The organism is Polaromonas sp. (assembly GCF_018780625.1).
Lineage (GTDB): Bacteria > Pseudomonadota > Gammaproteobacteria > Burkholderiales > Burkholderiaceae_C > Polaromonas.
Genome location: NZ_JADMJK010000240.1, coordinates 1 through 10,893 on the forward strand (window position 1 = coordinate 1; position 10,893 = coordinate 10,893).

A 10,893-nucleotide genomic window follows, 5' to 3' on the forward strand; every position below is an offset into this window, starting at 1 on the left:
TTGCCGTCGCCGGTGTTGACGATCAGCAGGCCGCGGCGTTCGCCCTCGGGCTTGTCATAGGGTTTGTCGGTGGGGGGGGTTTCAATGTTCATGGGAAATTATCGAGGGAGTTTGAAATCAGGGCTGAGCCGCACCGTTTCGCCGATGATGAGCAAGCCGGGCTGGGGGCCATAGCCCGGAGCGCATGCCACCAGGGCGCTCAGTCCGGTGGCGATGACGGTCTGGCCCGCCCGGGTGCCGTCGCGCACAATGGCGGCCGGGGTGTCGGGCGCCAGTCCGTGGGCGATGAGCTGCTGGGCAATCTGCGCCAGGCGCTGCACGCCCATGTAAAACACACGGGTCTGCCCTGGCCGCGCCAGCGCCTGCCAGTCGTGCGAAGCATCGTCATCGGCCAGATGGCCAGGCAGAAAAACACAGCTGCCGGCCAGGTCCCGGTGGGTCAGAGGAATGCCCGCCGCTGCCGCGCAGCCACTGGCCGCCGTCACCCCCGGCACGACCTCGAAGGCGATGGCCGCTGCCTGCAAAGCCTGCACCTCTTCGCCCCCACGCCCGAACATATAGGGGTCGCCGCCCTTGAGGCGAACCACCTGACGCCCCAGACGCGCATGCTGAATCAGCAGCGCATGGATGCCGTCTTGCGGCACCGAATGGTCGCCCAGGGCCTTGCCCACATACACACGCAAGGCGGTCGGCGGGATCAGCGCCAACACCTCGGGCGTGACAAGCCGGTCATGCACGACCACCTCGGCACGCTGGAGCCGGTCGCGCGCCCTCAGCGTCATCAAGTCGGCCGGACCCGGACCCGCGCCGACGATGGATACAAATCCGCAGCCGCCCATCCCTGCATCAAGCGTCATGGCTGCCACCCGGTCCCTGGTGAAACACCAGATCGGCCACGGGCCGGCCGCCCACCAGGTGCTGCTCAATGATGCGGTCCATGTTGGCCGGCGTGACGTTGTAATACCAGGTGCCGTCGGGCTGCACGCACATCACCGGCCCGCCCTTGCAGGCGGCAAAGCAGCTCACGCGGCTGCGCTTGACGCGCAGGTCGCCGTCGTGCAGCCCAGCCGCCTTGAACTTGTCGCCCAGGCTGTCGAACAACGCCTGCGAAGCGCCATCCTGCGTGCAGCGGGTGCCCGTGCAAACCAGCAGGTGGCGCTTGTAGCTGCCGATCTTGGGCTTGACCACTTCGCTCATGCTTCGGATTCCTCGGTGCGGGCCGCTTCTTCTTGGGCGGCCGGCTCCAGAACAGGCGCGGCCAGCACCGACTCGATGTAGTCCGCTGGCAGCTTGTGGCGCAGCGCCAGCGCAGCAATGCCTTCGCCTTCGGCATGGTCGATACGCAAATTTTCCATCCAGCCGAGCAGTCCGGTGGACAGGGAGCGGCCCGCCCTTTCGCCTTCGCGCGTGCTGCCGTCGCCGTGCAGCTCGTACTTGTTGGCGTAGCCGCGCGGCGTCACCATCAGGCCGTGGCGCACAAAGGTGTTGCTGTTGCCGATCAAGACCGTGGTCAGCATGCCGATGTCGCACTCGCTCATGTGCTCCAGCGTGGTGAATTCGATGCGCTCGCGGCGCCGGTAGGCCGACTTGACCACCGCCACCGGCGTGTCGGGCCGGCGGTGGCGCAAAAACAGGTGCTGGGCTTGCACAATCTGCTGGGTACGCCGGCCGCTCTTGGGGTTGTACAGCGCCACCACAAAGTCGGCAGCGGCCACCGCGTCCAGGCGGCGCGCAATCACCGGCCAGGGCGTGAGCAGGTCAGACAAGGAGATCGAGCAAAAATCGTGCGTCAACGGCGCACCCACCAGCGCCGCGCAGGCGTTGATAGCCGACGCGCCCGGCACGACTTCGACCTCCACGTCGGACTCGGGCGTCCAGCCGGCCTGAAACAGCACCTCATACGTTGGCCCGGCCATGCCGTACACGCCGGCATCGCCCGAGGAAATCAGCGCCACCTTTTTGCCTTCGCGGGCGCTGGCCAGCGCATGCACGGCGCGATCGAGCTCTTCGGTCATGCCCTTGCGGATGACCTCTTTGCCTTCCAGCAAATCGGCCACCAGCTTGATGTAGGTGACGTAACCGACCACCACGTCGGCCTCGGCGATGGCCGCGCGCGCGCGGTGCGTCATGTGGTCGTGGCTGCCGGGGCCAATGCCCACCAGCATGATTTTTCCTTGCGGGCAGCTCATGGATTCACTGCCCTTGCGGCTGATGCACGCGGCCTGGAGCGTTCAAAAGTTGCTGCCATGGCCGGGCGCAGCCAGCGCTGGAACGACGCGCCGCAGACCAGGCCCATCGACGCCCAGAACGACAGCGACACCCAGGTGGTGGCCCAGATGAACTGCGCGCCAAGTTCGCGCAACTGCACCTGCGCCGGACCGCTAAAACCGGCCAGCGGGTCGGCGGTAATGTGCGGCGCGCCGACGACGAAAGGCAAGGCCAGCCACGCCACGGCGGCAGCCCAGCGCAGCGGACTGCGCAAGCTGGCCAGCGAGGCGCAGGCCAGGGCCGCACTGCCTGCGGCCAGCACCCACCAGCCCTGGCGCGAGCCCAGCCGGGCGGCATCCATGCCCGGAATCTCGGCATGCAGGCCCAGCGAAGGCCAGAAATGAAAGCTGAGCCAGCCAGCGGCGGCCACCAGCAAGCCCAGCGGCAAGGAAGGGGCTGCCGTGCCGCGCCACAGGCAGACGCCCATGACGGCAAACACCAGCAGCGCCATGCTGAAAGCATGCAGGACGTTGGCCGTCCAGGTCCAGAAAATGCGCTCGGCGCCATCGGCCGGCGCCCATTCCTCTGCCGTGCCGTGTTCATGCGCTGGCGCAACACCTTCGGCGTGGGCATGCGGCATGGCGGCTGCCGGTGCTGCCGGCGCCTCGGCCTTCTGCCCCTCAAAGACCTCGGCGGCCTGAATAATCGGCACTGCCTGCCACTGCTGCACACCGGACTGGACACTGCCGACCAGCAGGGCGGCAGCCAGCGCGGCCCAGATCAATCGTTGAAAAATCATGAGTGACTCCCGGTTCAGTGGCAAGGCTTGACGGTGACGTGGCGCACGTCATGCGCGGCGTTGTGCGCCAGCGGGCTTTCGGCAAAGGCCACTCCGTACAGCACGACCAGGCCCAGGGCGGCACCGGCGGCAAGTTGCAGCAGCAGGCTGCGGGTTGCGCTGGCAGGCAGGAAAGCAAAAAAGGCAGATGCGGAAGACGCGTTCATGGGTTGCTCCATTTCAGGGTTAAGAAACTAAAAAGGTCACAGCGGGAAAGCGTGACAGCGGGCTAAGGAAACCGTGGCGTTGCGCCCGTCGGCATCCCGGTGTTTGTGTTTTTCGACCAGCAGCGCCGTGGCGCAAAGCGCTTGCCCCGTTGCCGATGCAGCCAGCAAGGCGGCCGCTTCACTGACCGACGGGCTGCCGGTGTACTTGCGCACCGTCTCGGACGGGTTGGGAACGGGCACGGCGGCCAACTGTTCCGGGGTGTAAAAGGCCATCGTCCAGCCATGCCGCGCGGCCAGCGCCAGCAAGCCCGGCTCGTCGGCCTTGAGGTCAATGCTGGCGGCGGCAGCCACATCGCCCACGCAGGCACCGGCCAGCGCCAGCGCCTCGCCCAGGGCTTGTTGCAGCGTGGCCAGCGACGTGCCCCGGTCGCAGCCCAGGCCGACAGCGATTTTGAAGGGTGCATCGGTCATGCGGCTTGCGGCGGCCGGTACACGACCAGGCGCTCGTTCAATTGCTGCCAGCGCTCGTTCGTCACCTCTGCATGGGTGATCCACAGCACCGCCTTGAAGTGGTTCAGGTCCACGTCTTCAAAGCGCTCGAATTTGTGGATGGTCGCCGGCAGCGGCGTCGGCCGGGTCCACCAGTCCGGGCTGCCGGCTTCCTGCACGACGGCAACCGGCTCGCCGTTGACGACGTGGGCCGAGACGCGGGTGATGTTGATCTTGGGCGCCTCGACTTTCCAGCCCAGTTCGCGGCCCAGAATATCGACTGGAATGGTCTTGCCCACGTCGGACGCGGTGGTCAGCACGGCGGTGGCGCCGAGCAGCGCGGCCACCTGCTCGGCCATGGCATTGGCGCCGCCGACGTGGCCCGACAGCACCGGAATGACAAACTGCCCGGCGTCATCAACCACCAGCACGCCCGGGTCTTCGTCCTTGCTTTTCAGGTGCGGCGCAATCAGGCGCACCACCGCGCCCAGCGAAACGAAGAAAACGACCTGGTCAAACTCGATGAACAGCGTGGCGATTTCATCGCGAAAAGCGCCGCTGTAGGCGCGCACCGGGTTGGGCAAGCCCGCCATGAGTGGCGCAAATTTTTCAGCCACGCAGACGCTGGCCTGCGGCAGCTGGCGCGCCAGTTCGGCGGTCTGCTGCGCACCGTGCTTGGTGATGGCAACCAGGACGACGCGCACGGCGGCGCTGGTATCTGGCAAGGTGTTCATGGTCATCCTAAAGTTTCCTCTTCGATTTCAGTGCTTGTTTTCTTGCGGCAGCCGCGCAGCATGTCGCCGCGCACGCGGTCAGGGTTCTTGACCAGCAGCAGCGACAGGTAGTTGACCTTCGTGCCCTTGAGTTCGGCCACGTTGTGAACAATCCGCTCCACCGGCGAGCCGGCTTTTTCAATGAAGCGGCTGTGCGGCAGCAAGCCCCGGCGCTCCAGCAGGTCGATCAAGTCGTCCAGCAGCGGCTTGACCTTCATCAGCACCAGCGTGTCGAAGTCGTCCAGCATCTTTTCAACGGCCGCAATGCCGTAGGCGGCAGGCACGATGGCGATGGTGTCGTCCTGCTCCGACAGCGGCATCTGCAGCCGGGCGCAGGCCGCGTTGAAGGAGGTCACGCCGGGCACGATGTCGATGCTGGCCTCGGCATCGAGTTCCCGCAGCACGCGGGCCAGGTAGCAAAAGCTGGCGTAGGTGGAGGCATCGCCTTCGACGAGAAACAGCACATCCTGACCCGTTGCCAGCAGCGCCTTCACGGTTTCGGCGGCCTTGAGCCAGTGGCGGGCGAGCTTTTCCACATCGTGGGTCATCGGAAACAGCAGTGGCTGGTGCCGGGCGGGCAGTGCCAGCCCGGCGCGCAGGGCGATGTCGAGCGCATAGCTTTCCTTGCGCAGGCTGCGCACCGGATAGGTCCAGACCGCATCCGGACGCTCCAGCAAGGCCCAGGCGCGGCGCGTGATCAGGCCCGGATCGCCGGGGCCTAAAGAGACGCCGAACAGGCGGCCTGGCGCAACTGTTGGGGTGGTCACATGAAGTTCAGTCATCGCTTTTTCCCGTCTGGGCAGCTTGGGGCACGGCGATTTTTTGCGCGCACACCAGCCACACAGGGTTCTCGGCGGCCATGCGGTTCATGTGCAAAATCGGCTTGCTGCGCGAGGCCTGCAGCTGCAGCACGTCCCAGGCCACGCCCAGCACCTTTAAGGTCTCGACGGCCACGGCCAGGTTTTCAAGCGTGACGAAATTCATCACCAGCCAGCCTTCGGGCTTGAGGCGCAGCAAGATCAAACGGATCAGCTCGGCCAGTTCGCCGCCCGAGCCACCGATGAACACCGCGTCCGGGTCGGGCCAGTGCTGCAGGCCTTCGGGCGCCTTGCCATGCACCAGCGTGTGATTGCTGATGCCGAGGTTTTTGCGGTTGCCGCGCACGATGGCGCTGTCGTCGACATTTTTTTCAATCGCGTACACATGGCCTTGGCTGCACAGCCGCGCCGCTTCCAGACCCACAGAACCCGATCCTGCACCAATGTCCCAGACCACGCTGCCGGCGCGCAGCTGCATGCGGGCCAGCGACACCACGCGCACTTCGTTCTTGGTGATCAGGCCTTTTTCCGGGTAGCGCTGCTGGTAGCTGGCATCTGGCAGGCCCAGCAGCACCGGCTGCAGGCGCGGGCGGGTGCGCCACAGCAGCACCACGTTCGGGTCGGCAAATGGCATCTGCGCGGCGGCGGTGATGGCCATGCCGCTGACGATGCGTTCCTCGGGCTGGCACAGGCGCTCGGCCACGGCCATCTCGAAATCATCGGCCAGGCCCTCAGTGACCAGCATGCGGGCAATGCGGTCGGGCGTATTGGCGGGGCTGGTGAGAATGGCCAGGCGGTCATTTTGCCGTATGTCACGGAGCAGCGCGTACAGGCCGTGGCCAGGCTCCGAACCTTCCGCCCAGTCGCCCGCATCCTTGCCGTGAACCGACGAGAACTTCATGTCCTGCCACGGCAGACTGAGCCGGGCGCAGGCCAATTGCAGGGTGGATACGTTAGGGATGACCTCGATCGCCTCGATGCACAGGCGCGACGCCAGGTAGGCGGCGATGCCGTGGCACAAGGGGTCGCCGGTAGCTAGCACCACCACGCGCTGGTTTTCGCTTTGGGCAACACGAATCCATTCGGGAACTTGCGACAGCGCGCCTGTCAGGTCGCGTTGCCGGGCTGCCGGATCAGTGTGTTCGGCAAACAGCTGCAGCGCGCGCGTGCCGCCAATCACCAGTTGCGCCTGCTGCAAATGCGCCAGCGCGGCGCGGCTCAAACTGGCAATGCCGTCGTCGAGCACGCCGATGACTCGACATTTTTCAATTAGGTTGATGGATTCAGAATTCAAGGGGCCTCCGCTATCTTGCGACCGTCAAAGTCGCAGACCAGCACTTTCAGATCAAATTTATCGGGGTAACGCGCCTGCAGGGTCTGAATCACCCGCTGCGCCAGCGCTGTGTGAAAAGCCGTGCCCAAACCCAGCGCATCCATGCGCTCGCCGGCATAGCGCGCGGTTTCGTTCTGGCGAATGGCCTCGCACACGTCCGGCGCCGCGCCCAGGCTGGCGGCAATGTCGGCCAGCAGACCGGTATCGACCTCTGCCCGGCCGGCGTGGGTGATGGTTTCGCCCTGGGCGATCTTGGTGAGCTTGCCGACCATGCCGCCAATCACCACCTGCTTCAAACCGGCCTTGACGGCGGCACTCATGGCGTAGCGCAAAAAGTCGCCCATCTGCACAAAAGCCGGTTCGGGCAGATGCGGCATTTCGGCCATCACGAACTTCTCGGTGCGCCCGCCGGTGGTCAGCACCACCACGCCGTGGCCCAGCGTGCCCGCCACCTGCACGCCCTGCACCACGCTGGCCCGGTAGGCGGCCGTCGAATACGGCTTGACGATGCCGGTGGTGCCCAGAATGGAAATGCCGCCCAGGATGCCAAGCCGGGCATTCAGCGTTTTCTTGGCCATTTCCACGCCTTGCGGCACCGAAATGCAGACCTCGAAGCCGGCTTCTTCCAGCAGTTCGCCGGCTGCGGCCTGCACATTGGCCATGATGTTGCGGCGCGGCACTGGATTGATGGCCGGGCCGCCCACCGTCAGGCCTAGGCCGGGCATGGTCACGGTGCCCACGCCAAAACCGCTGGTCAGCAGCACCTGGCCGGGCAAGTCACGGCGCAGCGTCACGTCGGCCGTGAGGTGCGCCTTGTCGGTGCAGTCCGGGTCGTCGCCCGCGTCCTTGATGACCATGGCGTGCGCGGTGTGGCCGTTGACCGTGCCGTCCAGCACCGCAAAAGTCACCCGGTCGCCATTGGGCAGCAGGCACTCAATGCTGTCCGGCACCTGCCCGGTCACCAGCCCCAGCGTGGCCGCGCGCGCCGCCGCCGCCGAACACGCGCCGGTGGTGAAGCCGGTGCGTGTGCCGCGCGGCGCGTTCTTGTCCATCATGCGCGGGTTTTCTGCGCAAGCTCTTGCGCTTCGGCCAGCCCCAGCAGGGCATGGATGGCGGCCACCACCAGCGTCGAGCCGCCCTTGCGGCCGCGAATCACCACCCACGGCACGGCGGACTCCAGCGCCATCAGGTCCTTGGATTCGGCCGCCGAGACAAAACCGACCGGCATGCCGACGACCAGCGCGGGACGCGCGCTCTCGTCATGAATCAGCCTTACCAGCTCGATCAGCGCGGTCGGCGCGTTGCCGATGCCGACGATGGCGCCATCGATCAAGCCCAGCCGGTGCGCCTTGCGCATGGCCTGCACGGCGCGGGTCGTGCCTTCGGCCTTGGCCATCTCAATCACATCGGCATCCGAGATGAACTGGTGCGTGGCCATGCCAAAGTGGCCCAGGCGCGGCGCGGACAGGCCGACGCAGATCATCTCCACATCGGCGACCACGCGGGTGCCGCGCGACAGGATGGCGGCCACGCCGGCCTGCACCGCGCGCGGGTGAAAGTCGGTCAGGCCGTTGAAGTCGAAGTCGGCATTGGCGTGGATCATGCGGCGCACGATGGGCCACTGCCCGGCGGTGTAGGCGTGCGCGGCCACTTCGCGGTCAATCACGGCAAAGGAGTCATGCTCGATGGCCCGGCCGGCGGCAGTGAGCTGCTCGGTAACGACGTTGGCGGTGCTCATGGCTGGGCGTGCTCGTGGCGATGGTCGTGCGGGTGCGCGTGGTCATGCTGATGTCCATCCTCATGAGCATGAATCTGAACGATGGCCTGGGCATGCGGATGCGGATGCGGATGCGGATGTTCGTGATCGTGGTTGTGGTCGTGCGCTAGGGCATCGTCATGGTGATGCCCGCCCAGACCATGTTCAACGCCGAACTCGCGGTACTTGCAGCCGTCGCACGGCATGCGGAACTCCGGCGCGCCGCGCTTCAGGTCGTTCACCCGCGCCTCCAGCAACTCAAAAATCTCGCGCTCAAACCCAAAGTAAGCTGTCGAGGTAAAGCGGATGGCCGGGTACTGGGCTTTCAGGTTTTCAACCTGCCGGGTGATACGCTCGACCAGCGTGCCGTTGAACAGGTAGTACGGCAGCACCACCACCTGCGTCATGCCCAGCAGGCTTTGCCGCTGCACGGCTTTTTCAAGGCGCGGCCAGGTGATGCCGGTAAACGCCAGGTCCACCAGTTCGTGGTCGGTTTCTTCCATCAGCCAGCGCGCCATCTTGGCCATCTCGCCGTTGGCCTGCCGGTCGGACGAGCCGCGCCCCAACATCACCACCCCGGTGGTGGTCGGGTCGGGCATGTCCAGCGCCTGCATCGCGCCTTTCAGGCGGCGTTTGACGATGGCCAGAATCGGGTCGCAGGCCGCGAGGTGCGGCGCGTACAAGAACTGCACCCGCGCAAACTTCAGCCGCGCGCCGTCAATGGCCTGCGGAATGTCCATCTTCACATGCCCGGCGGCATTCAGGATCAGCGGCACCACCAGCACCCGCTGCGCGCCTGTCGCGGCGCGGCGCAGGCCTTCGCTCATGGTGATCTCGGAAAACTCGATGAAGCACACCTCGATGCGCCAGCCTGGCTGGCGCTGGCGCCACTGTTCGGCAAAGTCCAGTATTTCGTCGTTGCCCGATTTTTCGCGCGAGCCGTGGCCCACCACAAGAATGGTGTCTGCTGTCATGTTGTCTCCGGGAGGTCTTTGGGTATGTCGGTAATCAGGCTCGGCTTGGTGCTGGCGCGCCGGAATTTGTGGGTAAAGCTGGCGTCGTAAAGCTTGGACTTGGCCAGCGTTGTCCAGTGCCGGGCACCCAGTGTCGGGCTGGCGATGATCATGGCCTGACTGACGATTTTTGCCTCGCGGCACAGGGCCTGGATGGTCGTCACCGTGCCCCGGATGATTTTTTCTTCGCCCGGCCAGCTGGCCTTGTGGACCACCACCACCGGCGCATCCGGCGACCAGCCGGCCGCCGTCAGCGCCGCCGTGACCCGCCCCATCAGCGTGATGCTCAAAAAGATGCACAAGGTGCTGTGGTGCGCCGCCAGCACCTCCAGCGACTCGCCCTCGGGCATCGGCGTGCGCCCTTCCATGCGGGTAAAAATCACGGTTTGCGTGACTTCGGGCAGCGTCAGGCTTTCCACCGCCGCCGCCGCAGACGCCATGGCCGACGACACGCCCGGCACCACCGCAATCGGAACGCCCGCCGCGTCCAGCGGCTGCACCAGCTCGATCAGCGCGCCATACAGGCCGGGGTCGCCGGTTTGCAGGCGCACCACGGTCTGGCAGCGCCCGGCCTGCCCGATCAGCCAGGCCGACATCTGCTCCAGCGTCATGTCCTTGCTGTCGGCAATCACGCAGCCCGCAGGGGCCCAGCGCATGGCGGCCTCGCTGACCAGGGAGCCGGCGAACAAGATGGCCCCAGCGCGCTCGATCAGCGCCCGGCCCTTCACGGTGATGAGTTCCGGGTCGCCCGGACCGGCGCCCACAAACCAGACGGTGCCGCCGCTCATGACCCCGACGCTGAAAAGCGTTGCCTCAACATATCGCCTCCTCCACGCCCATCGCGCGATAGATTAAATGGGTGTGATGAAGCGAAGGGGAGAAAAGGAGAAAGAAGGCCCAGCCGCAAAGCAGCGAATGCCGGGGCAAAAAATTCCCGAAAACGCTGTGGACTGTCGCCTGCTGACCCTTGCCCATCGCAAGATCACGCGCAAAAAATCAGGCCGGTCTCCGGGCTCACGAGTGAAGAAGCAAAAAGGCTTGTTCTGTCAGACCCCCTTCCCATACGTTGGCACAGTGGTGATGGACCTGGCTTTGACTCGTTTACCGTTGCGAGGGCAGCGTCGGAATAGCGTGGGTTGGTGAATAAACCCGTGCGCACCGACTTCCCGTTTAAGCCTGCAAACCGAAGTCTGCAGACCACCTGAATTTCCATTTCAGTTTAGCACCCTAAAAATCAGCCTCCTGGAAATCACTTTCACAAGGCGCGTGGCGGCCTCGCTGAGCATGACGAAAGGCTAAATTCGAGGCAACGCCAGCCATTGCCCGGCCAGCTGATGCACACCAATGCGGTGGTCAAACACGTCTTCGAGCGCGCGGTGCGTGGCGGCGTCAACGCAGGCGCCCTGGTGCGTGACGCGGCCCTGATCCATCACCACCAGCTCATCGGCCTGCAGCGCAAACGAGATTTCGTGCAGCACGCTGATGACGGTTTTGCCGC

Annotated in this window: 13 protein-coding genes, 2 pseudogenes and 1 riboswitch; all 15 genes and pseudogenes read right to left on the bottom strand. The window is 65.5% G+C overall.

The features are described 5' to 3' along the window. Nucleotides 1-92, bottom strand: a pseudogene (locus IV091_RS17180) (cob(I)yrinic acid a,c-diamide adenosyltransferase); the annotation flags it as partial. Nucleotides 93-98: 6 nt separating this feature from the next. Next, on the bottom strand, nt 99-857 hold the full coding sequence (gene cobA / locus IV091_RS17185) for a uroporphyrinogen-III C-methyltransferase (RefSeq protein WP_293470496.1): 759 nt from the start codon (nt 855-857) through the stop codon (nt 99-101). After that, nucleotides 847-1,197, bottom strand: coding sequence for an NAD(P)H-dependent oxidoreductase subunit E (locus IV091_RS17190; RefSeq protein ID WP_293470498.1), 351 nt, complete (start codon nt 1,195-1,197; stop codon nt 847-849). Before IV091_RS17190 ends, cobA begins: the two co-directional genes overlap by 11 nt. Beyond that, entirely contained in the window at nt 1,194-2,189 is a 996-nt protein-coding gene (gene cobJ / locus IV091_RS17195) for a precorrin-3B C(17)-methyltransferase (protein ID WP_293470500.1), read from the bottom strand. The genes IV091_RS17190 and cobJ overlap by 4 nt, the downstream gene beginning before the upstream one ends. Further along, nucleotides 2,186-3,007 (bottom strand): CbtA family protein, encoded by an 822-nt coding sequence (locus IV091_RS17200; RefSeq protein WP_293470502.1) that lies wholly within the window; start codon nt 3,005-3,007, stop codon nt 2,186-2,188. Before IV091_RS17200 ends, cobJ begins: the two co-directional genes overlap by 4 nt. A 14-nt stretch (nt 3,008-3,021) precedes the next feature. After that, nucleotides 3,022-3,213: a CbtB domain-containing protein gene (locus IV091_RS17205; RefSeq protein ID WP_293470503.1), complete on the bottom strand. Its 192-nt coding sequence runs from the start codon at nt 3,211-3,213 to the stop codon at nt 3,022-3,024. Nucleotides 3,214-3,249: 36 nt separating this feature from the next. Next, on the bottom strand, nt 3,250-3,684 hold the full coding sequence (locus IV091_RS17210; protein WP_293470505.1) for a cobalamin biosynthesis protein: 435 nt from the start codon (nt 3,682-3,684) through the stop codon (nt 3,250-3,252). Continuing rightward, complete coding sequence (locus IV091_RS17215; RefSeq protein ID WP_293470507.1) at nt 3,681-4,442, bottom strand: cobalamin biosynthesis central domain-containing protein; 762 nt, start codon at nt 4,440-4,442, stop codon at nt 3,681-3,683. The genes IV091_RS17210 and IV091_RS17215 overlap by 4 nt, the downstream gene beginning before the upstream one ends. Next, nucleotides 4,439-5,257, bottom strand: a complete 819-nt coding sequence (gene cobI, locus IV091_RS17220; RefSeq protein ID WP_293470509.1) for a precorrin-2 C(20)-methyltransferase — start codon at nt 5,255-5,257, stop codon at nt 4,439-4,441. Before cobI ends, IV091_RS17215 begins: the two co-directional genes overlap by 4 nt. Next, nucleotides 5,250-6,587 carry a precorrin-6y C5,15-methyltransferase (decarboxylating) subunit CbiE gene (gene cbiE / locus IV091_RS17225; RefSeq protein ID WP_293470511.1) on the bottom strand — a complete coding sequence of 446 codons (1,338 nt, stop codon included), beginning with the start codon at nt 6,585-6,587 and terminating at the stop codon, nt 5,250-5,252. The genes cobI and cbiE overlap by 8 nt, the downstream gene beginning before the upstream one ends. Beyond that, entirely contained in the window at nt 6,584-7,681 is a 1,098-nt protein-coding gene (locus IV091_RS17230) for a cobalt-precorrin-5B (C(1))-methyltransferase (RefSeq protein ID WP_293470513.1), read from the bottom strand. Before IV091_RS17230 ends, cbiE begins: the two co-directional genes overlap by 4 nt. Then, complete coding sequence (locus IV091_RS17235; protein ID WP_293470515.1) at nt 7,678-8,364, bottom strand: precorrin-8X methylmutase; 687 nt, start codon at nt 8,362-8,364, stop codon at nt 7,678-7,680. The genes IV091_RS17230 and IV091_RS17235 overlap by 4 nt, the downstream gene beginning before the upstream one ends. Next, nucleotides 8,361-9,356, bottom strand: a complete 996-nt coding sequence (locus tag IV091_RS17240; RefSeq protein ID WP_293470517.1) for a CbiX/SirB N-terminal domain-containing protein — start codon at nt 9,354-9,356, stop codon at nt 8,361-8,363. Before IV091_RS17240 ends, IV091_RS17235 begins: the two co-directional genes overlap by 4 nt. Beyond that, entirely contained in the window at nt 9,353-10,183 is an 831-nt protein-coding gene (gene cobM, locus IV091_RS17245; RefSeq protein WP_293470519.1) for a precorrin-4 C(11)-methyltransferase, read from the bottom strand. The genes IV091_RS17240 and cobM overlap by 4 nt, the downstream gene beginning before the upstream one ends. 193 nt (nt 10,184-10,376) lie before the next feature. Further along, nucleotides 10,377-10,615, bottom strand: a riboswitch (cobalamin riboswitch). Between the two features lie 75 nt (nt 10,616-10,690). Continuing rightward, nucleotides 10,691-10,893 (bottom strand): annotated as a pseudogene (locus tag IV091_RS17250) (ABC transporter ATP-binding protein); the annotation flags it as partial.